Origin of the sequence: Halalkalibacter akibai JCM 9157 (assembly GCF_000513135.1) — a bacterium.
GTDB classification, from domain to species: domain Bacteria; phylum Bacillota; class Bacilli; order Bacillales; family Bacillaceae_D; genus Halalkalibacter; species Halalkalibacter akibai.
On the sequence record NZ_BAUV01000053.1, the window covers coordinates 1 to 23,894 of the forward strand.

A 23,894-nucleotide genomic window follows, 5' to 3' on the forward strand; every position below is an offset into this window, starting at 1 on the left:
TCAGGCCCCCTTAAATTATTTAAACCAATCCTTGTGAAACCATTGCATCAGCTACTTTTACAAAGCCAGCAATGTTCGCACCAACAACTAGGTTGCCTGGAGCACCATAAATCTCTGAAGCTTTTACGCTTTCTTGGTATATATTTTTCATAATATCTTGTAATTTTGCATCTACTTCTTCAAAAGTCCAGGAAAGTCTTGAACTATTTTGAGCCATTTCTAGGGCAGAAACGGAGACACCACCTGCATTTGCAGCTTTAGCTGGAGCGAAAAGGATTTTGTTGTTAAGAAATACATCAATTGCCTCTAGTGTGGAAGGCATATTGGCGCCTTCTCCAACCGCTTTAACGCCGTTTGCAACAAGGACTTTGGCTGCGGATTCATCAATCTCGTTCTGAGTTGCACAAGGTAACGCAATATCACAAGGTATAGACCAAATGCCTTCGAAGCCACTTACAAACTTGGCATGTGGATGTTCCTGGACGTATTCACTAATTCTTTTATATTCAATTTCTTTAAGACGTTTTACTGTATGGAGATCAATACCGTTTTCATCATAAATGTACCCACTTGAATCACTGCAGGCAACAACCTTTGCACCTAATTGCATAGCCTTTTCCATGGCGTAAATCGACACGTTTCCTGATCCTGATACAACAACGGTGCTATCTTTAAAGCTAAGTTTGTTGTCTTTCATCATTTCTTCTACAAAATAGACAGCTCCATAACCGGTAGCTTCTTTCCGAGCTAAACTTCCACCGTAGCCAAGTCCTTTACCTGTTAAAACGCCAGCTTCAAATCCGCCACGAATTCTCTTGTACTGTCCAAACATAAAGCCGATTTCTCTCGCACCGACCCCGATATCCCCAGCCGGAACATCTACATCAGGACCAATATACTTACAAAGTTCAGTCATAAAGCTTTGCGTAAATCGCATGATTTCAGTATCTGACTTTCCTTTTGGATCAAAATCAGACCCACCTTTTCCGCCACCGATTGGCTGGCCAGTTAAGGAATTTTTAAAGATTTGTTCAAATCCTAAAAATTTAATGATGCTTGAATTTACAGAAGGATGGAAACGTAAACCACCTTTATAGGGACCAAGCGAACTATTAAATTGAACACGAAATGCTCGGTTTACTTTTACATTTCCGTGATCATCCATCCATGGTACACGAAATGTAATCAATCTCTCTGGCTCAACTACTCGCTCTAAAATCCCGTGCTTAATGTAATGAGGGTGTTTTGCAAGCACTGGCACTAAAGAGTCAAATACTTCTTTTACTGCTTGGAGAAATTCAACTTCATTAGCGTTACGTGACTTTACGGTTTCAAATACTGTTTTTACATATGCTTTTGCCATATCTGTGTTCGTTTGTTTAATCTCATCAATTACGTGCATAGTAACCTCCAGGTAAATAAATTTGGCTGAAAATAAAGACAAGAAGGAAGTAAATACTCTCTCATTTTCTGTTAGTACGTATTTTAATATTTTTGAGTTATCAGAAACAATACAGAAAAAAGATGAAATTAATGCCGAAATGAGATGATTAAAAATGGTGTTGTTTTTGAGTACTATTTTTTTGATGTTAATAAACTGGACATTTTGTTAGTGTGAGGTTTTTTATATGTAGACGAGAAGGGTAAAGCTTGAAAAGGAAATCACCTTGTATATGTTGTTAGAAATAGAGTTGATTTCCTTTTGGCTAATGGAGGAAAGGATCTTGGAGCGATCATCTTGTTGCTAGGGAAATGTTGCTATAAATGTTTATCTAGCTAGAGCTTTATTACGATTTATGCTTATATTTTGGTATTTCTTGTTAATTTGTTCTAACTTTTTTCGTAGATTTTGTTCCGATAAATCAGGCTTTACATACTCTTCATACAAAACTTCTTTTTGCCAGGCTTGCCAATTTTTTTTAGTCATTTCGAATCACCTCTCTTAGGAATTGTTAAAAATTAAAAGTAACGCGATAATAGATGTACATCTTTTTATAAGCTAATGTTGAGAATTCACTTTTTGAATTTATTGTTTAGATGTATTTTATTATCATTGAATTATCTAATCAATATGAATAAAAGATATAATTGATATCAAAATGAGATTAGTCGACCTGGCTAATAAGCTAATCATTTAAGGCCTTTAACAAATTTTTAGAGATAAAGGAGATTCCCATGGAAATTAGACAATTAAAATATTTTATGGAAGTGGCAAAACGTGAGCATATGACAGAGGCAGCTGATGCCTTACATGTAGCACAGTCTGCAGTTAGTAGACAGATTGGTAATCTTGAATCAGAGCTTGGTGTCGACCTTTTTATTAGACAAGGGAGAAGGGTTCGTTTAACTCCTATAGGGAGAATATTTCTAGAAAATGCTTCGCAAGCAATGAAAATGTTAGAAAATGCAACGAGGGAGGTTAAGGAACTTTTAGATCCAGAAAGAGGGACCATTAGAATATCATTTCCCATTAGCATGGCTGCCTATGTTTTACCTACAGCCATTTCAGCATTTCGTGAGCAATATCCTGAAGCCAAATTTCAGCTGAAACAAGCTACTTATTATGAGTTAATTGATTTAGTATTAAACGGCGAATATAACATGGCATTACTTGGTTCAGTACCGATGAATGGTGAAAAGTTAGATGGGCATGTGTTATTCAAAGAAAGAATTATGGCACTCTTACCAATTAATCATCCTTTAGCTCATGAACCAGCCTTAAGGCTCAGTCAGTTAAAAGATGAACCTTTTATTTTGTTGCCAAAAGGGATGCAGTTTCGAGAAATGATTATAAACCATTGTCTTGAGCAAGGCTTCGAGCCAACGATCTCGTTTGAAGGTGACGATGTAGATGCATTAAAAGGGCTAGTCTCAGCAAGCTTGGCATTTCACTTCTTCCAGAAGTAACTCTCATTGATAATTTTCCAAGATCAACTGTTAAAATACCTATTATCGAACCCAGTTTACAACGTACGGTTGGAATGATTATCCCCACAGATCGTCAATTACTTCCAACGGAAAAGATCTTTTTTGAGTTTCTTAATGATTTCTTCAGCAAGTGGTCTGCAGCTAATATTATTTAGTTTAGGGAATATTAATTTCTCGTTATAGTAAGCTATACATATTCTACTTCTCCATCCTTCTATTTATTATTCGGTTCTGGGTGAATGAAGTCGTTAATTATGTATTAGGGATAGTAGCCATACCAGTGTAACTCGCTTTTTCAAAGGGCTAGTAAATTAGTTCGAGCTTTATTAAAATTAGCGGATTTAGAAGGCGGAAGGGAGAATTCAAAACATGACTCCTTCTGTCTTTTTGCATTCTTTATATAGATAAAATATTAAATCAGTTTACGTTTATTTATCAATATTTTACAGCCGCTTTATACGGCCTTCATCCTCCATTGTTACATTGTAGTAGACAGATAATTACAACGTAAGGGGAGTGGATGTTGATGCGAATTGCCATTTTTTCTGATACGTATGCACCTGAAATTAATGGAGTGGCGAGAACCCTAAAACGTTACACCGATTACCTCGATAAGATGAAAATTGAGTATAAGTTATTTGTACCAGAAAGCAGTTACCAAGTACCAGCCGTCTCTCACGTTCAGAGATTAACGAGTATTCCTTTTTTGTTATATCCCGAATGCCGCATTGCTCTCCCAAACCCTCTTCATCTTAAACAGACGTTGGATGAGTTTAATCCTACGTTAATCCACATTGCCACACCGTTTAATCTCGGATTATATGGACTTCACTACGGAAAAAAACACAACATTCCAATGATTGCCTCCTACCATACTCATTTTGATGATTATCTTAGTTACTATCATTTGACCTTTTTAGAAAAGTGGGTTTGGAAATATATGAGTTGGTTTCATCGTTCATTTGAAAAAGTTTATGTTCCTTCCAATAGCACAAAAGAAAAACTACTATCTAATAAAGTCCATGATCAGATTGAAATTTGGGGAAGAGGGGTCAATCATGAGATGTTCTCCCCCACAAAACGATCTAAAGAACAGCTGAAAAAGAAATTTCATATAAAAGAAAAAAATATACTGCTATATGTCGGCAGAATTGCTCCAGAAAAAGATATTGATATCGTTTTAAAAACGTTTCAATCGTTGCCCGAATCTGTTAATAAAGACTCTCACCTAATTATTGTCGGGGATGGCCCGCAATTTCGTTCATTAGCCGAACAGAAGCTTACGAATATTACTTGGACAGGGTTTATGGAAGGCGAACCTTTAGCAGAAATTTATGCGTCTAGTGATGTTTTTGTTTTTCCATCACCAACAGAAACATTTGGTAATGTTGTCCTAGAAGCACTTGCATCTGGTTTACCTGTTATAGGAGCTAATTCAGGAGGGGTACAACATCTTATTACTAACGGAAAAACTGGTTTTCTGTGTGAACCTAAAAATGTTAATCAATTTGTTCAACAGACTTCTTTTTTGTTAGAAAACGAATCTTTGCGTACTGCATGTTCAAAAGAAGCTAGGGAGTTTGCATTAACTTTCTCATGGGATGACATTTTTCAAGAATTAATAAAAAGTTTGGAAGTAGTTGTAAAAGAGAGAGTTCGTATTTCTGCTTAATAATGATAGGGAGTCGTGAAGATCGAACCGTGGCTGATTGTCCGCAACTTGTAAAATTACGGGTCTAGAGTGAGTGGATTTGATATTATAGAGTGTCGTTTTTCTTGCGAGGCAGAAGGGATAATGCCGAATCTCAACTTATAATTAGAGGTTTTGTCACCTAGGAGGAAAACACCCATATGCATAGCCAATACTATTCTCAAACGAATATATAATTGGGGTGAGCGTATGGAAAAAGAACAAAGAACGTACACGATTAGTGAAGTATCGAAGAGTTTAAAAGCACAGACTGGAAAGCTTAAGGAATGGGAAGAAAGTTTTCCACAACTTCTTACTGTTCAAAGATCGAAATCAGGAGCGAGACTATACGGTAACAAGGAGATTGATGCATTAAGAAAAATCAAATTATTAAAAGATAAAAACATGGCTGAAGTTGACATCTTGTTTATTTTGCAGGCGAATAATACAGAAGGAGTAAAAGAAGAGAAAAACAACGTGGTTTTAGATAACCAAAAGGATTATGGAACACTTCTATCATTACAACATGACACAATTGAATCCCTTCATCACCTCACAGACTCCGTCTCAACGATAAAGGAAGAACTTGTTCACGAGGTAAAAGAAGGGATAAAAACCGAAATAAGCATAGGACATAACAAAACAAAAACACTCATTCAATCCTATTCGCACATGATTGCTGAAACAACCGAAAACACAGAAGAAGAAATTAAACAATTACGTCAGGATATTCATCGTGAAGAAGAAGAAAAACTATTTATCCAACATAAGCTTGAAGAAAGAGAAGCTCAATTCCGAGAATTTGTTTCTTATTACCGTGAAACAGCGGCAGCAAAAGAAAAGAACCGATTTTTAAATTGGCTTCAATTATTTAGATCCAAAAAAGAAAGTTCTGCCGACTTTTCATGAAAAAGGTGCCTGACCTTCAGCGCTTTAAAGCGCTGGGGGTCAGGCACCTTTTTTAAAAAAGAACCTCTGAAAACAGAGGTTCCAAACTTTAATACTGCTCTTGATTCTGAAGTTGTTGTTCAGCCATCGCGACTAAGCGCTTTGTCATTTCTCCGCCTACAGAACCATTCGCTCGAGCGGTTGTATCGGGTCCAAGTTCAACACCTAATTCATTCGCAATTTCCTCTTTCATGGAATTCAGAGCAGATTCTACACCTGGCACTAATAATTTGTTTCTGGCCATTATCGAACACCCCTTTTTGAATAAAGTTAGGATCTAGTGAACACCGATTCGATGCTCGGTGATAGCATGTCCAGTGCGTTGATCTCCGATACTATAGAATTCAAATTAGTGAACTTATGAGAGAAATGTAAATGCATAAAATATTTGTCAGTAATCACCCAATAAAAGCTTTCTTTTGTAAAAAAAATGTGACATTTGTTATGATTAGAATATACCAAACAATGGAAAATAGAGTGAACTTACAGAGGGTTTATCCTAATTAAGTAATAATTATCTCCTGTTTTATCCAAATTAAATCAACAATAACAGGAGGGCTTGTTTAATAATAAGGATAAAAGCACCTTTCATTCTAGAACTGATATTTAAATTCAAGAGAATATTTTAAAAAGCTAGTATAGAAAGACTGAACCATTCAACTCAATTTCTGAAAACTTAGTTAATTCGGTGGATTAACTAAGTCGAGCTTGCTATAATGAGTCTAGCCAGATGAGCCTCAAGGAATCATCTACATCAAAAATGAAAGCCTTTTCATTTCGGCTCCAGGCACCACTTTCTTGGAAAAGGAGGACTAGTTTAGCATTTTTCATCCAAACATTAAAAAATCAAAACAAAAGGAGATTTTAAACATGCTAAAAGTTCTGAGAAAACCTATTATTGCAGGATTAGCCTTGTCTTTATTAGTATCAGGTGGCGTAAGTAGTGTAGCTGCTCAAGGAAATGGACCTCAAGGCCCACCGAAGTCGGGAGTTTTTGGAGAAGGTGAAAAAGGAAACGGAAATGTTGAACCTTTCGCATGGCAAGTAGCATCTCTTGCTGACCGTTATGAAGGTAAATTTGATATTGGTGCAGCTGTTGAGCCGCATCAGTTGGAAGGTAGACAAGCTAAAATTTTAAAGCATCACTACAATAGCTTAGTAGCAGAGAACGCGATGAAACCAATCTCGCTACAGCCAAGAGAAGGAGAATGGAATTGGGAAGGTGCTGATAAGATTGTTGAATTTGCCCGCAAGCATGACATGGAATTACGTTTCCATACACTTGTTTGGCATAGCCAAGTTCCACAATGGTTCTTCCTTGATGAAAATGGAAATCAAATGGTGAATGAAACAAACTCAGAAAAGCGAGAGCAAAATAAACAATTATTATTAGAGCGCATGCAAACACATATTAAAACCGTTGTTGAACGTTATAAAGATGATGTAACGTCATGGGATGTTGTCAATGAAGTCATTGCTGATAGCGGTGCCTTACGAAACTCACCTTGGTATCGAATTACTGGTACTGACTATATTAAAGTAGCTTTTGAAACAGCAAGAAAATATGCTGGAGATGATGCTAAGCTTTACATCAACGATTACAACACAGAAGTCCCTTCTAAAAGAGATGGCCTTTTTAGACTAGTTGAAGATATGTTAAAACAAGGAGTTCCAATTGATGGGGTAGGACATCAAGCACATATTCAAATTGGATGGCCTTCTTTAGAGGATACTCAAGCTTCTTTTGATAAGTTTTCTGGATTAGGGTTAGATAATCAGGTTACTGAGCTAGACATTAGCCTTTACGGTTGGCCGCCAAATAATGCGTATCCAACTTATGAAGAGATTCCAGCGGACCTGTACGAAGCTCAAGCGGAACGTTTTGATCAAATCTTCAAATTATATGAAGGTTTAGGTGCTGATCTAAGTAGCGTTACTTTCTGGGGTATTGCTGATAACCACACTTGGCTTGATGATCGTGCAAGACAATACAGTGGTGGAGTAGGGGTAGACGCACCATTTGTATTTGATCAAGATTACAGAGTAAAACCTTCTTTCTGGAGAATTATTGACTAATAAAAGAAAAACAGCTTCGTTCAAGAAGCTGTTTTTTTTTTTACGTGGAATGTTGAATTATTCATTACTTTTTTCTTATCTTCATAAAAAAAACAAAAACTTATGGCATACTATCTTCGAGGTGATCATAATGAAAAAAATAATAATTAGTTTTGTGGCTTTATCGACCATTTTCTTAGTAACTGCATGTGGAACAGAAAATGAAGAGAACGCTCATGGGAATCATGGAAACGATGTAGAAGAGGCACCAACTGATTCAGCTGTTGAGCAAGACGACCATGCTCATATGGACCATTCTAGTTCAGGTGAAATTCCTGAGGGGTTACAAGAAGCAGAGAATCCCGCTTTTCCAGTTGGAAGTAAGGCAACAATTGTGGATGGACACATGAGTGGGATGGAAGGAGCAGAAGCAACGATTGTTGGTGCTTATCAAACAAGAGTTTATACAGTTTCCTATGACCCTTCCACAGGAGGAGAAAGAGAAGTAAATCATAAATGGGTTATTCATGAAGAGTTAGTCGATGTCGGCGAAGAAACACTTGAAGTTGGAGCAGAAGTCATATTAGATGCGGATCATATGCCTGGAATGCAAGGTACCTTAGCCGTTATCGATTCGTTTGAAGAAACGACCGTTTACATGGTTGATTTCACACTCACAACTACGGGAGAAGAAGTTCAAAATCATAAGTGGGTCACAGAAGATGAGCTTGGCTCACACGCAAATCATTAAAAACGATTATAGACACGGCGCGGTGGAATCCCGCTGCGTCTTTTTTCCGGTTACACTGAATATGATTTTTCTGTTTATTGAATTCCTGTTAAAATGAGATATAAGGAAACTTTAGAAATCTTGTTTTACATTTTCTGAACATGTAAAAGGGCAAAGAGGAGAACGAGAATTTAATGAACATAGAAGAATTCAAAAAAACAATAGAAAAAGAATTGCTACCGTTTATTAAACTAACAAGCCCCAACCCCTATGACCCAATCTTAGTGGAAAATCAAACGAAGGATTGGTTGTTAGTGGGGAGTGGTAATTATGCGTCTGTTTTTGCACACCCATTAATGAAAGATGTCGTAGTTAAAGTTTATGGGCGAGATGTTGAGGCAATCAAAGATGAAATAAGAGTGTATCATTCTTTAGGAGTACACAAAGCGTATTCAAGGCTGTACGGCCATGGTGAAAACTATCTGATCTTAAAGAGGATTCATGGAATTACCCTATATGACGCCATGATTAAAGGTGTTCCGATTCCTCCTCAAGTGATTGAAGATATAGATCAAGCGATAGACTACGCTAAGCAAGTAGGGCTCAATCCGTGTGATGTTCACGGTAAAAACGTTGTTATGAAAGATGGGAAAGGGTTTATTGTCGATGTGTCAGATTTCTATAAAAAAGAAATATGTACGAAGTGGGACGACTTACAAAAAGCATATCATCTGTTTTATAAACGTTTTAAACTGAAGAAACATCCGAGATTTCCAGTTTGGGCATTAAACGGAGTCAGAAAGACATACCGAGCAACAAGAATTTTTCGTAAAAAAACTCCTGAAAACTAGAAAAGTCATTTCTTCTATCCGGTAGTCGAAGAAATGACTTTTTTCTATTTAACTAATTAATTACCTGCACCGCGATATTTCTTCACTCCTGCGTTCCATAGCAATATAGCTAGAGTTAAAAAAGCCATTCCCATCACAGGAGTTAAAAAGGCATACACATACCATTCTTCACGCTTTAGAAAATAAGCAGCTGGGTACACACCTACAAAAGCAAACGGTAAAATCCACGTTAGCACATAACGAATTATCCGGTGATAAATATCAACAGGATATCGGCCGTAATTTCCGATATTATACATCATCGGCATAATGTCGGTTCGGCTATCGGACCAAAATCCAATGCTTGCAAGTGAGATGAAAATACCTGCATAAATAAACGCGCCTCCAATGACCATAGCGATGAAAATAAACAGATCATACCACGCAAAGGTTAACCCTAAATTAATACCAGCGTAATACATAATCACAATCCCTGTTATGACGCCAAACAATGATTCTAGTTCCATTCGTTCCATAATAATTTGAAATAAGCTATGAATCGGACGAGTTAAAACGCGGTCCATCTCGCCTTTAACGATATAGCGATCATTGAAATCCCAAATATTAAAAAATGAAGAAAATAAAGCATAAGGAACAAGAAAAAAACCGTAAATGAATATGATCTCTTCTCGACTCCAACCACTTAACAAAGCCGTGTGTCCAAACACGACTAAAATAAAAATTAAATTTACTGCTTGAAACAATAAATCCGAAAAGATTTCTACAAGCGTATCAACGCGGTAGGTTAACCTTGTCTTTAAATACTGAGAGGCATATTGAAAGAAAATTGAAACGTAAAACACCTTTTAGCCTCCTTGCACAATTAACTGTTTCTTCGCTAAAGACCATAACAGTTGAATTGGAATCATCAAAATAAAAGCCCAAAATGCTTGTAGTAAAACGGCCGTGTAAATCTCGCTCCCAACAAAGCCTTCTGTGAAAATCATACTAGGAATGTAGCTAATCGCTTGAAAAGGCAAATACATCATCACAGACTGAGCCATAGGGGATAAAAGGAGATTGGGAGTAAAAGCCCCGAGAATAAATCAATTACGACTCGTTTAGCTCTGATCAACCCTGAATTATTAAATAAGAAAAATGTCATAATCCCAGTTAATAAATTGATTTGTGTATTAACGATAAAACTAAACACTAGTGAAACAAAAAACAATGACCATGTCGTAAAACTTGCAGAAAAACTAATAGGAAACAATAAAGCAACAATGATCATTCCGGGAACGGAGAAAAATAATAAGCGAAAAAGTCCTTCACCTAGCCCTTGCATCGTTTTCATCCCTAAATAGTTATAAGGACGAATCATTTCGATTGCAACTTTTCCATCTTGAATCTCCAATGCAATTTCCCGGTCAATATTATTAAAATAAAAGGCTCTTGCCATCCATGCGACTGCTATATAAGTAGTCATTTGCAAAACAGATAACCCTTGAATCTCTTCTTTTCCTCCATAAATGGCCGTCCACAAAAAATAATAAGCTCCTATATTAATGCTATAAATTAAAATACCACTGTAATAGTTCGTCCGGTATGCTAGCATCATCAAGAAACGAACTCGGATCATTTCTATATATTGACTCATGAGAGGGCCATACCTTCTTCATAGATCTTACGGATAATCTCTTCTGTCGAGATTTCATTAATTCGAACATTTTTGATAGGATTTTTTTGGACGACTAAACTAATGAGATCCGAAACGACGCGATCGTCGCCGTTCACATTGGCAACCCAGGTTGTTGCATCTTTTTGTTCCCACAATACTTTTCTTGTGTCAGGTAAATCAGTCACATACACCTCAGTTAGAAACTGAAACTCAACTTGTTTTCCCTCAACCGCATTTGCTTGAAGTTGATTAAGCTTTCCATCGTAAACAATTTTTCCTTCATCTAATAAAACGACTCGTTCGCACAGCGCCTCAATATCGGTTAAATCGTGGGTGGTTAGCATAATCGTTGTTTTATACTGTTCGTTAATTTCCTTTAAAAATTTACGGATCTTTAATTTAACTAGTACATCTAGACCAATTGTCGGTTCATCTAAAAATAGAAGGGGAGGGTTATGAATAAGTGCTGCAGCTAATTCACAACGCATCCGCTGTCCTAGTGAAAGTTTACGCACGGGTTTATCTAACAAGGGACCAATTTCTAGCGTTTCAATAACGTGTCCCATATGATTTTTATAATCTTCATCTGAAACACGGTACACCTTTTTTAATAATCGAAAAGATTCTTGCACTGCAATGTCCCACCATAATTGCGAGCGCTGACCAAACACGACTCCAATCGTTCGGACAAACTGTTCACGTTGTTTATGTGGGTCCATCCCATTTACAACTATGGATCCTGATGTTGGTGTTAAAATACCTGTTAACATTTTGATGGTTGTGGATTTTCCAGCTCCATTTTCACCTATGTAGCCAACCATCTCTCCTTGTTTAATAGTTAATGATATATCATCAACAGCAGCAAGTACTTTATAATTTCTCGTAAATAAATCTCTAAAAGCTCCTGATAAACCAGAACGACTTGAATACGATTTAAATTCTTTTCGTAAACCTTGAACTTCAATAACGTTCTTATTTACGCTCATTCTCATTCCCCCTGTTTCTGTGCAAGGCCAATTGTGTTACTTTTTTAGTATCTATCATTTTAAAAGCAAATAATAGTGTAACTTGTGTTTATGATAACAGCAAGTACGGAAGACTTTTTTAGAAAAGAATTTAAATCGACAAGTGACAAGTGCTTCATCTAAATGTAAAATATAGTTAATGTTTTTATAGCGATTTTGGATGAGCCTACTTACTTAAGTACAAATTAAGATTTAAAGGTTTTAACTTTTTAAGGGGTTTTTTGAATTGTTAGAAAACAATTGACAGCTATGATTAAAAAATGTTACAACCTGTATAAGGTGTTTTAGTACATAAAAGCATAAAAGTGTTAAAGTGTAGACAGCATTACAAATTAACCTTAAATAAATAGAGATACAGGGGGATTATCATGGCTAACAGCAGTAAAATCATAGATTGTACCATTCGTGATGGAGGATTAATAAACAATTGGGACTTCAGCGTTGAATTTGTTCAAGACTTATATGAAGGGTTGAGTAACGCAGGTGTTGAATACATGGAAATCGGTTATAAGAATTCGCCTAAACTTCTTAATGCAACCGAACCTAATCCTTGGAGATTTCTTGATGACAATTTCTTAAAAGAAATTTTACCTGAGAAAAAGTTCACAAAGCTATCTGCTTTAGTTGATATTGGTCGAGTCGACCCCGATGACATTCTTCCACGTGAGGAAAGTGTATTAGATATGATTCGTATAGCCTGCTACATTAGAGAGGTAGATAAAGGCTTGGAACTTGTAGAAATGTTCCATAATTTGGGGTATGAAACGTCTCTTAACATTATGGCGCTCTCAAGCGTTCCTGAGAATCAATTAATTGAAGCATTTAAAATGGTAGAAAAAAGCTCTGTTGATGTTGTTTACATTGTGGATTCTTTTGGTAGTCTAGATCCTGCTGATATTGAACACCAGGTGAAAAAGTTTAAAGATATGCTTCCAAATAAACAACTAGGTATTCATACACATAACAACATGCAGTTAGCATTTGCTAATACATTAACAGCAATGCGTAATGGTGTAACGTTCCTTGACTCATCTGTGTACGGAATGGGACGTGCAGCTGGAAACTGTAACACAGAGCTACTTGTGACACACATCCAGAAACCTAGCTATGAGCTTAAGCCGTTACTTGGTGTAATTGAGAAGCATATGCTGGAAATGCGTTCTAAATGGGAATGGGGCTATATTATACCTTATATGATTTCAGGAACGATTAACGAGCATCCGCGTGTCGCAATGGCTTACCGTGCGAGTGAAGAGCGAGATGAATATGTTAAATTCTATGATAAGGTGACATCTCCAGAAGCTTCTCTAGCTCCAGAATCAAAGTAGAAGACGTGTTAAATGGTAATATGAATACAAAATGAACGCATTGGATGATTGTCCGGTGCGTTTCTTTGTCGTTCACTGAAAAAATGTCTCTTTATTTTCTTATCAAAAGTTAAACTGGGCACCTTATTTAGGCGAAGCACATACAGTAATGAATAGTATTAAAAAGTTTGAAGGTAGTAAGGAGTGTTAAATTATGATTCAATCACGTCAAACAATTGTTGACTTGCTTCAAGAAGGAGGCTTTGTTTTATACAGTAGGCACGCACATGCAGACGTAGGGAATGATCAGATGCCTCTAAATTACTATAATTGTCAGGGGCAAAGGAATCTGTCAGAAATGGGAAGAAGTCAGGCAGTCTCGTTTGGAGAAGCTATACGGCGTTTAAATATTCCTGTTATGTTCCCAGTTCTTGCAAGTCCTATGTGTAGAACGAGAGAGACAGCAGCGCTAGCATTTGGGGTCGATTATGTTTATGTTGACCCTTTTTGGGTTAATATTTATAACTTGAGCAGTATTTTTGATGTAGCAGAACAGGGGAGAATTTTATCTAACGCCCAAGCCGCACTAGAAGTCCAGCCACATCCTGGAATGAACAAGGTAATTATTGGACACAGCTTTCCACCCGGGGTTGGATTCGGAGCGATGCCGGATATGGGAACTGTTGTGATCAGACCTCTTGGACCTGGAAATGGATTTGAAGTAGTTGCTTATCTTACTTTAGAAGAATTAGTTCAAATTTAAAATGGAATTAACAGAGGGTTTTCCTAAGAGGAGTTAGGACACCCTTATTTTTTTAACAATAGAAAAAAGTGAAACTTAATTAAATGTTAAACGTAAAAAGGTAATCATTTACATTTTTAAAGAATGGAGAAAAACAATGAAAATAATTGCGGGAGATAAAAAAGAAAACTTAATCATTGAAAGTGATGCATTAGTCATCGGAAGAGTCGAAGGGGATATTAAAGTGTTAAGTGGAGCAAAGTTATTTTTAGAAGCACAATTAACAGGTAATATTCATTTAAATAAACATTCACATGTGTCGATTCAAAATAATGTGAGCGGTAATGTCTATGATTACGGTGCAACTATTGAAATCGTAAAAGGTAAGGTCATAGGTGAGATTATTTCAGAATGACTTAAACCATAGGCAAATAAATTTGTTTCTTCTGTTCGAATTGTTACTATAGTAGGGAAACTAACTCAGAGAGGACACAAATCACATGTCTAATATAAACATTCCTGTTTCGGTCTTAAATCTAGTACCGATTCGAAATGGTCAAGGAACAAAAGAAGCCATTGATTCAATGGTTGATCTTGCGCAAGCGACTGAGAAAATGGGCTACACTCGTTATTGGATCGCAGAACACCACAATACACAAACACTTGTTAGTTCAGCGACTGCCATATTGATTAAGCATACGTTGGAGAAAACAGAACATATCAAAGTTGGATCTGGTGGGATCATGCTACCGAATCATTCGCCGTTAATCGTCGCCGAACAATTTGGCACGATGGCAACGATCTATCCCAACCGTATTGATTTAGGTCTTGGACGAGCTCCGGGAACTGATATGATGACGGCAAATGCACTTAGACGCTCTAAAAATGACTCTGTTTACACGTTTCCAGATGACGTTCAAGCATTGCTTCAATACTTTGGCGGAGAAGAGGTACAAAATTATGTGAAGGCTTTTCCGGGAATTGGAACGAATATCCCTCTTTATATTCTTGGTTCATCTACGGAATCTGCTGTTTTAGCTGCGAAATTAGGCTTGCCATATGCGTTTGCTTCTCATTTTGCACCAAGATATATGGAAGAAGCAATGGCTATCTATAGAAGTCATTTTCAACCATCTGAGTACCTGGATGCACCTTATATGATGGTTTGTCTGAACGTCATTGCCACTGAAACTGATGAAGAGGCTGCTCGAGAACTAACAACAATGCAGCAATTTTTCTTAAATGTTGTTCGCGGAACGCAAACGCCACTTAGTCCTCCTGTTGAAAACATGGATGATATCTGGACACAACCAGAAAAACAAATGGCCACATCAATGTCAAGTGTGACCCTACAAGGTAGCAAAGAGTCGATCCGAGATCAGTTAACCAAGTTTCAAGAAAAGTACTGTGTCGATGAAATTATGGCTGTATCTTATATTTATGATGAAGAGAAACAAAAACGATCATATGAAATCTTAAAAGAAGTGGTGGATGGAAATTAAACACCCGTCCTTCTTAATTTAAAATAATACTTCGTCTGAGTAAGTGAGTGGTCACTGTGGTCGCTTACCTTGACGAAATAAGTTGAGTTTCACATCACTGAGTAAATGGTTTTAAATTGCGCATATTAAACTAGAGCATAATGAAAAGTGAGGTGGGACTATTATGTCAAATCAAGGAAAGCAAAAAAAGGATCAAACAAGAGAACAAATTGAAAAACAAGATAAGCATAATGACATTGAATTAGGCAGTGAGTTTCAAATTGGAAATTCAAGTTCACAAAGTCAAAAGAAAAGTGGTCGTCAAGCAAACAAAAAGTAACCTCGAATTTTCGAGGTTACTTTCTTTTTTTGCGGGATTTATTTTCTAACTAGATAGGTTTTATAACCTTATCAACGGGTATTTAATTATACAAGCTTTAATCTTGCATATATATTGGTCACTTAAAATAGTGTGCTTTTTAAAAATCCAAGATGAAGGAGTGTATAAATATGTTGTGGTTTATATTTATTGTCTTGTTGTTTATGTGGTTATTAGGTTTCATTACAGGAAATGTGTTGGGGGGATTTCTTCACATCCTTTTAATTATAGCAGTGGTTGTCGTGCTTATTCGCATCATTCAAGGGAGAAGACCGCTTTAACTTCTATAACAATTCCATACTTTTAGAACTCGAGTACAATTAATGGTAAACTATACCTAAGTAAATTCTATCTAGGGGGTATATCAAGTCATGAGTAAACAACTCATTGTAAAAGATGAGATTTTTATAGAAGCACCTGGGGAGAAAGTTTGGGAGGTTCTTGTTCTTCCGGAATATGTGAAAAAGTGGGATGAGCTTCCTGAAGATTATCCAAGCGATAAAATGACAGAAGGTAGCAGTGTCGTCTGGGACCTACCGAACGGTGGACAATCGATTACGACGGTCATAAAAGCAGAAGAAACGTTAGAATTGAAAATTGCCTTAAACGTTACTAATTGGAAAGAGACGCTAAGTGAAGGGGACATTGCCTATTCCTATAAGTTAGAAAGTCAACACAACGGCACTAGACTTCGAATTGAAATTGGTGACTTTTCACTTATTGAAAATGGTCAAATGTACTATGATGCATCTGTGGAGTTTGCGGCACACTCTAAAGAAGTTATTAAGGATTTAGCTGAAAATGGATAAAGGGAAAAAGTGCATTGGAAGTGATACTCCAATGCGCTTTTTCCTTTAAAGTCAAACAGAAGCTTGGGCGAGAGCCCTTGGAAAAAGAACATGGTTTTCTAAGTGAATATGCTGGAATAAGTCAGACTCAAGGTCGAAAAGACGTTGATAAACAAGACGATATGTCCCGCATGCCCCTTCAGGTGGTGTATAATCGTTTGTGATTTCACGAAGCTCTCTTAAAATGTTACCAGCATGGCTATGTTCATTTTCGAGATTTTCAACAACCACTTGTAATTTCTTGAAAAGGTTCTTAGTCGGATTTTGTTCCAGTTCTAAAATAAGTGGAAAATCCTCTTGTTCTTCTTTGATTAAATGTTGTTCTAGCTCTATTTGAAGCTCGTGAAAAAGGTCGTGAATTTGAGCTAAGTGTGGTTGGTTTTGCCCGTGAACTCGCAATACTTTTGTAACGTAAGGGCTTAATAGAGGGAGTTCTTCATTGATATAACGATGGTGTTTAAGAATAATATGATCTATTAACTCTTGATAAGAAGCTTTTTCCCATGCAATTCTTGTATCTTGAAAGGCTATTGTGTCCTGATAGAGTTTATTCAAATTCTTTAAAACTTCTTCCACTGATAAATTTTTCTCCGTTATAGCCTCGATAATGGGACGATTTCCGCCACAACAAAAATCAATCCGATAAGATTTTAACAGATCACTTGCTTTTGGAAATTTTAGTACGATATCTCCTACAATAGAAGTTTCTGTAAATGTATGGTTCATTGCTAATCCCTCCAGTTGTTTGTTAAAGAATTAACTAAAGAATATCAAGAGTCTGAAGGAGGTGTAGTGATTCAAATCACGTTTTAATATAAATTTATAAATTGGGATTAAAAAGATTGAATGCATTATGGGAACGTGGATCTAATCTAAAGTGAAATGAGCCTTTGAATTGGTACTAAATATAAAAATGGCTAATACATTTTAAGGAGTCCACATCAAAGGAGATGCATACATGGTTGAAGCGAAAAAAATCTTTGTTGGCAACTATAAAGGTGGAGTAGGAAAAACAACTAGTATTTATCAAATTGCCTTGCAAATGGTTGAGTTAAGATACCGCGTCTTACTCATTGATCTCGATCCCCAGTGTTCATTAAGCGAAATTTGTTTGGCACGGAAAGGATTAGGGTTGGAGCAGTTAGAACCGAATGAGAGTTTAAATTACATTTATGATATGTGGCAACAATTCAAGCAATTTAAAAGCTTACCCTTTTCAATTGATGCTACTCCGTTAATTAAAGCTACCGAAGAAAACGTCCATTTTATCCCTTCCAACACGTTTTACCCTAATGGAGGACTTGATGAACTTGCGTTAAAATTGAAGGAAGACTTTGAAGATCTACTACCATTGCAACAATTTTTTCAGAGAAGTGGTGTAGAAAACGAGTATGATTTTATCTTATTTGATTGCCCTCCTAGTAACAATATCATCACTCAGGGTGCTTTTTTACTCTCTAACTATTACATCATCCCTTCGATTATTCAGACTCTAAGTATTAGAGGTGTGGTTCATTATATAAAAACGGTTGAGAATATTTATAAACGAGTTTGTATTGATAGTCAGTATGCATTATTGGCACAAACACTTTTTGGCAAAAAGCCTGAACTGTTAGGCATATTTGAAACGTTAAAAAAAGGAACGGTCAACAATCACCATGTACTAAATGATTTAATTGCTGATTTACAAGAATCCACGTTCACAACTCTTTTATTTACCCAAACAGAGAAGAATTTCACCTTTAAAACTATCATCCAAAACTATGAAGATATTGCAAGATCAACAGCAGCTGGTAAAAAATGTAGCGAATATGCTGAATTAACGGATGAGATCATTGCATGTATTGGAAAACATAAAGGGGTTCTATTATGAATCATATAATTGCTGATTACTTAAATCGTCTTAGAAACATTTATCTAGCAGTGGATGATATAGTTTTAAAGCAAGATATAACTAAAATAGACCATTTAATTAAAACGTTAGAAGAATCAAAAGAAACGACAACTTCTTCACAACAACAGAAAAAAAAGAAATCATTTTCTGAATTGTTCAACCTTATAGCAGAAAAGAAATTTGAGGAGCTAAACGGAGTAAGAGTAGATTATAAAAATTTAAAGAACAAGGAAGAGGTTGAACATTTTATTGAAGCTCTGCCAAAAAATAAGATTCTTAAGGAGACAACTGCTTTAGATCTTAAGCTTTTATACAGTTTGTTAACTGGTGACTCGAGTGAAATAAAGGGGACAAAAACCGTTATATTTGACGCTATTCAACGAAACATTCGAGCAAGAAAAAGGGGAGAAGCTTTTAAAAACGCTAATTAAAGCAAGGAAATATTAAAAAATTTAAAAATGAGTGTTGAGGAGATTGAACTAACCATTTTGGTTGGTTCATTTTTTATAACTTACACAATAAAAGTGAAACACTTTATGTTAAAGTATAAATAAATTGGCAGAAGAAGACAATATAAGGGTATAAATTAGGGTAAGAGAATATCTTATAATCGAACTACTAAACGAACGAGATGAAGGAGATTTAAATGACAAAAGAAATCGAAACAAACCAATCAGGTTGGAACCTTATCAACAGTTATGCACGTCTCCCAGAATTGTTTTTTTCTAGTTTGACCCCACCAACTGTGTCTGAACCGGAGTTAGTCATTTTTAATGATTCATTAGCAAAAGAGCTTGGGTTAAACAGCGAGGTCCTAAAGAGTGAAGAAGGAGTCGCTATTTTTTCTGGAAACCGAATGCCAGAAGGTTCTGAGCCTTTAGCCCAGGCTTATGCGGGGCATCAGTTTGGACATTTTACGATGCTAGGAGACGGTCGTGCGCTTCTAATCGGGGAACAAGTAACTCCTCAAAACGAAAGAATGGATATTCAACTTAAAGGGTCAGGTCGAACACCTTATTCCCGTGGTGGAGACGGTCGTGCTGCACTAGGACCTATGCTACGTGAATACATTATTAGTGAGGCAATGCACGCACTTCGTATTCCAACGACCCGTAGTCTAGCTGTTGTTACAACGGGTGAGTCTGTTTACAGGGAAACCGAGTTACCTGGTGCCATTTTAACCCGTGTAGCAGCAAGTCATATAAGAGTTGGAACATTTGAATATGCTGCAAAATGGGGTACGCATGAAGAATTAAAAGCTTTGGCAGATTATACATTACAGCGTCATTATCCAACAATTCCGTTGGACGAAAATCGTTTCTTAGCCCTACTTCAGGCTGTAGTCAGCCGTCAAGCTGAGTTAATTGCAAAATGGCAATTGGTTGGCTTTATACATGGAGTAATGAATACGGATAACATGACGATAAGTGGTGAAACGATTGATTATGGACCATGTGCTTTCATGGATATTTATGATCCTGAAACGGTTTTTAGTTCAATTGATAGACAAGGTCGTTATGCTTATGGAAACCAACCACCTATAGCAGGTTGGAATCTTGCTCGTTTTGCAGAAGCGCTTTTACCATTGTTGCACGAAAATCAAGATCAAGCAGTTGAAATCGCTCAAGAGGCAATTTCCGTTTTTCCAGATCTGTTTCAAGCGAAGTGGCTTTCTGGAATGAGAGCAAAACTTGGGATTTTCAATGAGGAAGATCAGGATCAGACTTTAATTGAAGATCTCCTAGACTTGATGAAGCAGGAGCGTGCAGATTTCACAAATACGTTTCGAGCTTTAACATTTGATCATGTTCAGGAAACAGTTTTATCAGACGCGCCAGAATTTAGTGAGTGGGAAAAGCGTTGGGAAGCAAGACTAGACAGACAACCACAATCAATAGCTGATTCAAAGGAATTAATGAAAGAGAATAACCCTGCCGTAATTCCTCGAAATCACTTAGTTGAGGAAGCACTTGAGGCTGCAGAAAAGCAAAACGATTATAGTGTCTTAGAAAAATTCCTTAAAGTATTAACTAAACCATACGAGTATTCAGAAATACAAACTGCTTATTGTACAGTCCCAGATCCAACTCGTCCTTATCGAACGTTTTGTGGAACATGATGATTGTAATGAATTTAAATAAAGTGAGAAACGTGTGAATCTTTGTTGATTCATACGTTTTTTTTTTAGGAGATGGAATGAAAGTCTTATGTTACATCCTAGTTAATAAATATATTAAGGTTATAGCTAAGTTTTTAACTAACAAAGATTTATTTGGATTTTGCATTAGAAGACTAAATACTTTCCTATAATTGTAAAAATGTATGGGGATATTTTAGTATAATTAGTGCTTTTTATGAGATTAACAATATATAACATACAATTAATTTTTAGGAAAATGAGTATAAACTCTCATGAGTGAATATTCGCATTTTAGTAATATTAATTTAATAGTAAATAAGTTAATACATACATTTACTATTTGGTGGACTATTATTATTGCAAGTAAGAAAATAAAGGTGGTGGTAATGTTTATTGGTTAATGGATTTGATGAAGATACACATTAAAACAGATGAAAAAATGTGAAAAAGAGAGGGGAAAAACTAAATGAGTTTCAAACTGTTTCGTAAATGGTTCCTTGTAATCTTAGTGTTCGTAGTAATGATACCGCTTACAGTTCAGGCAAAAGGTGGACCGGATAAGGTTTATAATGTTTCTAGTGAAAATAGTAATAGGCCAGACCAGGATTATCAGGTTGATCCGATCCAATTTGAGAATGCTTCTGTTCATGATCCATCGATTATAAAAGTAGAGGATACATTTTACGTGATCGGTTCACATATTGATGGAGCCAAATCAGATGATTTGATTAACTGGACGAACTATACGAATGGTTACACAACACCAGGGAATACGATATACGGCGATTTGTCGAAAAATTTAGCAGGGTCGTTTGAGTGGGCAGGAGAAAATGATGCTGATAGTAGAAATGGCTTTGCGGTATGGGCTCCTGAAATCATTTGGAATGAGCATTATGAACATGAGGACGGTACAACTGGAGCTTATATGATGTATTATAGCGCGTCTTCAACATATATTCGGTCAGCAATAGGTTATGCGGTCTCAAAGGATATCGAAGGTCCGTTTGAGTATGTAGATACAATTATGTATTCTGGTTTTTTCAATCGTGATGCGTATGATAATAATAGTAGAGTTAATAAGCATTGGAAGAATACGAATATTGCAGACCTAATTGAAGAAGGAGTTATTGAAGATGTGAATCCTGAATGGTTTACGAGTAATGGTGGATATAATTATCGTCTTTACACGAACTCCATTGATGCAAACTTGTTTTTTGATGAGGAAGGCAAGCTTTGGATGACTTATGGTTCTTGGGCTGGTGGGATTTATATCCTGGAAGTCGATCCTGCTACGGGGCAACCGATGTACCCGGGAGAAGATGGAGTAACAGAAGATGGCCGAATGATTGATCGTTATTTCGGTACTAAGATTGCGGGTGGATACGGATACTCAGTAGAAGGTCCTTATGCGTTATATGATCAAGAAACGGATTATTATTATCTGTATGTAACTTATGGTGGATTAAGTGCTAGTGGTGGCTATCAAATGAGAGTCTATCGTTCTGAAAACCCAGATGGCCCTTATGTAGATGCATCTGGTGCAACAGCTGTATTTCCAGATTCTTTAGATGATGGAACAGTTCGTAATAAGGTTAATAATTATGCTCATGCTGAATATGGAAATAAGCTAATGGGGAACTTTTTATTTGAACGAAAGGTGGGAGATCCAGGAACAGGAGATGGCTATGGGTACCTTTCACCTGGACATAATTCAGTTTACACGGATCCAGACACAGGAGAAAGATTCCTAGTGTTCCACACGAGATTCCCAGAAAGAGGTGAAATGCATGAGGTTCGCGTTCACCAAATGTTTATGAATAAAGATGGATGGCCAGTTGTGGCACCGTATCGTTATACTGGCGAAAAGTTAGCAAAGGTAAACAGACAAGATCTCATTGGAGAGTATTCGTTTATTAATCATGGAAAAGACGTTACATCTTCAATAGAAAAATCAGTCTATCTTTCTTTAAATAAGGATAATACCATTTCAGGTGATGTTAGTGGAACTTGGAAGAAAACAAGTCATAATCAAGCTGAACTTGTAATAAATGGGGAGATCTTTGAGGGAGTATTTGTACGTCAATATGATCCGACATCAGAATTAGTGGTGATGACGTTTACAGCAATGTCATCAGATGGAATTATGGTTTGGGGAAGTAAGCTTCAAGATCGAACTGACGAAGAGATCATCGCAGATGTTGCTAATGACTTGAATCTTGGAGATGTTGAAAACGTTATTTCGAATTTAACGTTACCAACTGAAGGGACTCGATATACAGAAATTATGTGGGAATCTTCAGACCCTAGTGTTGTTACGAACACGGGAGTTGTAACTCGTCCTGCGGTTGGAGAGGAGAATGCTGTAGCCACTTTAACAGCGACGATTACGAAATCTGGTAAAACGGCAACCCAGTCGTATGAAATAACTGTTTTAGCTTACAGTGAAGCAGGTTTAGTTGCTCATTATAGCTTCAATGATCATTTAAAGGATGAGATTGGTAACTTTGGTGATGGAGTTTTTACTGGTGATCGAATTAATAACACTGGCGGAACAATCAATTACGTAGAAGGACTATTTGGAAATGCAGCCAAGTTTGATGGGAACTCGGGTGTCAAATTGCCAAATGGACTTATTTCAAGCAACACATATTCAGTTTCGTTATGGTTAAAGCCAGAACAACTGACTAATTTCACAACAACATTTTTTGGTGCAAGAGACGGTAATAATTGGATGAGTCTCGTTCCTCAGGGACCGGTAGGAAACCAAACGATGGTGTGGTCGGGAAGTTCAAGATGGTATGATGCGCCAATTGGATCTACAGTACCTACAAACGAATGGTCGCACTTAGTCATAACAGTTGATGAAGGTACAATAAAAGTTTATGTAAATGGAGTAGAGAGATTTAGTGGAAATAACTATCCGAACATCTTCACAAACACTCAGAGTCAGTTTAGCTTGGGTGTTAACTGGTGGGATACTCCTTATAAAGGATTAATGGACGAATTAAGAATTTATGAAGGGGCTTTGACACCAAATTATATTTTAGATTTAGCTAAAAGAGATTAGTCAAGGTGAAACCTGCGTCTATATACTTTAACTGACTGCGCTTAGGGAAAATTAAAGTATACTAGATAGCTTCAGAAAAAGTTCGAGAAGTTACCACTTCCCGAACTTTTTCCATAATAGTGACCGTAATTTTTGTTTTCACATAAGAAAAA

At 36.6% G+C, this 23,894-nt stretch carries 22 protein-coding genes and 2 pseudogenes; 17 read left to right on the plus strand and 7 right to left on the minus strand.

Going from position 1 to position 23,894, the window contains the following annotated elements; all coding sequences use genetic code 11:
- Positions 1 to 19: 19 nt before the first annotated feature.
- A complete protein-coding gene (gene gdhA, locus JCM9157_RS19635) occupies positions 20 to 1,402 on the minus strand; it encodes an NADP-specific glutamate dehydrogenase (RefSeq protein ID WP_035667464.1) in 1,383 nt (460 codons plus the stop codon).
- Between the two features lie 366 nt (positions 1,403 to 1,768).
- On the minus strand, positions 1,769 to 1,927 hold the full coding sequence (locus JCM9157_RS24740; protein WP_156321508.1) for a hypothetical protein: 159 nt from the start codon (positions 1,925 to 1,927) through the stop codon (positions 1,769 to 1,771).
- A 299-nt stretch (positions 1,928 to 2,226) separates the two neighbouring features.
- Between JCM9157_RS24740 and gltC the strand changes: the two are divergent.
- The 3 genes and pseudogenes from gltC to JCM9157_RS19650 all read left to right on the plus strand — a co-directional run.
- Positions 2,227 to 2,990: pseudogene (gene gltC / locus JCM9157_RS19640) on the plus strand (glutamate biosynthesis transcriptional regulator GltC); the annotation flags it as partial.
- Positions 2,991 to 3,454: 464 nt separating this feature from the next.
- Positions 3,455 to 4,600 carry a glycosyltransferase family 4 protein gene (locus JCM9157_RS19645; protein ID WP_035667465.1) on the plus strand — a complete coding sequence of 382 codons (1,146 nt, stop codon included), beginning with the start codon at positions 3,455 to 3,457 and terminating at the stop codon, positions 4,598 to 4,600.
- Positions 4,601 to 4,828: 228 nt separating this feature from the next.
- Positions 4,829 to 5,527, plus strand: coding sequence for a MerR family transcriptional regulator (locus JCM9157_RS19650; protein ID WP_035667466.1), 699 nt, complete (start codon positions 4,829 to 4,831; stop codon positions 5,525 to 5,527).
- 88 nt (positions 5,528 to 5,615) lie between these two features.
- Here JCM9157_RS19650 and JCM9157_RS19655 read toward each other — a convergent pair whose 3' ends face one another.
- Positions 5,616 to 5,810 carry an alpha/beta-type small acid-soluble spore protein gene (locus JCM9157_RS19655; RefSeq protein WP_035667467.1) on the minus strand — a complete coding sequence of 65 codons (195 nt, stop codon included), beginning with the start codon at positions 5,808 to 5,810 and terminating at the stop codon, positions 5,616 to 5,618.
- 626 nt (positions 5,811 to 6,436) lie between these two features.
- Here JCM9157_RS19655 and JCM9157_RS19660 point away from each other — a divergent pair.
- The 3 genes from JCM9157_RS19660 to JCM9157_RS19670 all read left to right on the plus strand — a co-directional run bounded on the left by JCM9157_RS19660 (position 6,437) and on the right by JCM9157_RS19670 (position 9,202).
- The gene (locus tag JCM9157_RS19660) at positions 6,437 to 7,642 is read left to right on the plus strand and encodes an endo-1,4-beta-xylanase (RefSeq protein WP_035667468.1); all 1,206 of its coding nucleotides are present in this window, start codon (positions 6,437 to 6,439) and stop codon (positions 7,640 to 7,642) included.
- A gap of 130 nt (positions 7,643 to 7,772) precedes the next feature.
- A complete protein-coding gene (locus JCM9157_RS19665; protein WP_148296922.1) occupies positions 7,773 to 8,372 on the plus strand; it encodes a YdhK family protein in 600 nt (199 codons plus the stop codon).
- A gap of 173 nt (positions 8,373 to 8,545) precedes the next feature.
- Positions 8,546 to 9,202 carry a serine/threonine-protein kinase gene (locus JCM9157_RS19670; protein WP_035667469.1) on the plus strand — a complete coding sequence of 219 codons (657 nt, stop codon included), beginning with the start codon at positions 8,546 to 8,548 and terminating at the stop codon, positions 9,200 to 9,202.
- 56 nt (positions 9,203 to 9,258) lie between these two features.
- On the opposite strand, the gene JCM9157_RS19675 is transcribed toward JCM9157_RS19670, so the two are convergent.
- From JCM9157_RS19675 to JCM9157_RS19685, 3 genes and pseudogenes are all read right to left on the minus strand, one after another.
- Complete coding sequence (locus JCM9157_RS19675) at positions 9,259 to 10,044, minus strand: ABC transporter permease (RefSeq protein ID WP_035667470.1); 786 nt, start codon at positions 10,042 to 10,044, stop codon at positions 9,259 to 9,261.
- 3 nt (positions 10,045 to 10,047) lie between these two features.
- Positions 10,048 to 10,838: pseudogene (locus tag JCM9157_RS19680) on the minus strand (ABC transporter permease).
- Entirely contained in the window at positions 10,835 to 11,845 is a 1,011-nt protein-coding gene (locus JCM9157_RS19685; RefSeq protein ID WP_148296923.1) for an ABC transporter ATP-binding protein, read from the minus strand. The pseudogene JCM9157_RS19680 and the gene JCM9157_RS19685 overlap by 4 nt, the downstream one beginning before the upstream one ends.
- A gap of 407 nt (positions 11,846 to 12,252) precedes the next feature.
- Between JCM9157_RS19685 and JCM9157_RS19690 the strand changes: the two genes are divergently transcribed.
- The 7 genes from JCM9157_RS19690 (at position 12,253) to JCM9157_RS19710 (ending at position 16,602) form a co-directional block, all read left to right on the plus strand.
- Positions 12,253 to 13,212 (plus strand): aldolase catalytic domain-containing protein, encoded by a 960-nt coding sequence (locus JCM9157_RS19690; protein ID WP_035667473.1) that lies wholly within the window; start codon positions 12,253 to 12,255, stop codon positions 13,210 to 13,212.
- A 193-nt stretch (positions 13,213 to 13,405) separates the two neighbouring features.
- Complete coding sequence (locus JCM9157_RS19695) at positions 13,406 to 13,954, plus strand: histidine phosphatase family protein (protein WP_035667475.1); 549 nt, start codon at positions 13,406 to 13,408, stop codon at positions 13,952 to 13,954.
- Between the two features lie 136 nt (positions 13,955 to 14,090).
- Positions 14,091 to 14,348: a hypothetical protein gene (locus JCM9157_RS19700; protein WP_035667477.1), complete on the plus strand. Its 258-nt coding sequence runs from the start codon at positions 14,091 to 14,093 to the stop codon at positions 14,346 to 14,348.
- A gap of 85 nt (positions 14,349 to 14,433) precedes the next feature.
- A complete protein-coding gene (locus JCM9157_RS19705) occupies positions 14,434 to 15,435 on the plus strand; it encodes an LLM class flavin-dependent oxidoreductase (protein ID WP_035667479.1) in 1,002 nt (333 codons plus the stop codon).
- A gap of 163 nt (positions 15,436 to 15,598) precedes the next feature.
- The gene (locus JCM9157_RS24965) at positions 15,599 to 15,754 is read left to right on the plus strand and encodes a hypothetical protein (RefSeq protein ID WP_162831776.1); all 156 of its coding nucleotides are present in this window, start codon (positions 15,599 to 15,601) and stop codon (positions 15,752 to 15,754) included.
- A gap of 170 nt (positions 15,755 to 15,924) precedes the next feature.
- On the plus strand, positions 15,925 to 16,074 hold the full coding sequence (locus JCM9157_RS24475) for a lmo0937 family membrane protein (RefSeq protein ID WP_148296924.1): 150 nt from the start codon (positions 15,925 to 15,927) through the stop codon (positions 16,072 to 16,074).
- A gap of 90 nt (positions 16,075 to 16,164) precedes the next feature.
- Positions 16,165 to 16,602 (plus strand): SRPBCC domain-containing protein, encoded by a 438-nt coding sequence (locus JCM9157_RS19710; protein WP_035667482.1) that lies wholly within the window; start codon positions 16,165 to 16,167, stop codon positions 16,600 to 16,602.
- Positions 16,603 to 16,653: 51 nt separating this feature from the next.
- Here the strand turns inward: JCM9157_RS19710 and ric are convergent, their stop codons facing one another.
- Positions 16,654 to 17,367, minus strand: coding sequence for an iron-sulfur cluster repair di-iron protein (ric, locus tag JCM9157_RS19715; protein ID WP_035667483.1), 714 nt, complete (start codon positions 17,365 to 17,367; stop codon positions 16,654 to 16,656).
- A 232-nt stretch (positions 17,368 to 17,599) separates the two neighbouring features.
- Between ric and JCM9157_RS19720 the strand changes: the two genes are divergently transcribed.
- The 4 genes from JCM9157_RS19720 to JCM9157_RS19735 all read left to right on the plus strand — a co-directional run bounded on the left by JCM9157_RS19720 (position 17,600) and on the right by JCM9157_RS19735 (position 23,742).
- A complete protein-coding gene (locus JCM9157_RS19720; RefSeq protein ID WP_035667484.1) occupies positions 17,600 to 18,514 on the plus strand; it encodes a ParA family protein in 915 nt (304 codons plus the stop codon).
- Positions 18,511 to 18,966: a hypothetical protein gene (locus JCM9157_RS19725; RefSeq protein ID WP_035667485.1), complete on the plus strand. Its 456-nt coding sequence runs from the start codon at positions 18,511 to 18,513 to the stop codon at positions 18,964 to 18,966. The genes JCM9157_RS19720 and JCM9157_RS19725 overlap by 4 nt, the downstream gene beginning before the upstream one ends.
- A gap of 215 nt (positions 18,967 to 19,181) precedes the next feature.
- Complete coding sequence (locus JCM9157_RS19730) at positions 19,182 to 20,654, plus strand: protein adenylyltransferase SelO (RefSeq protein WP_035667486.1); 1,473 nt, start codon at positions 19,182 to 19,184, stop codon at positions 20,652 to 20,654.
- Between the two features lie 487 nt (positions 20,655 to 21,141).
- Positions 21,142 to 23,742 (plus strand): LamG-like jellyroll fold domain-containing protein, encoded by a 2,601-nt coding sequence (locus JCM9157_RS19735; RefSeq protein WP_035667488.1) that lies wholly within the window; start codon positions 21,142 to 21,144, stop codon positions 23,740 to 23,742.
- The last annotated feature ends 152 nt before the right edge of the window (positions 23,743 to 23,894 follow it).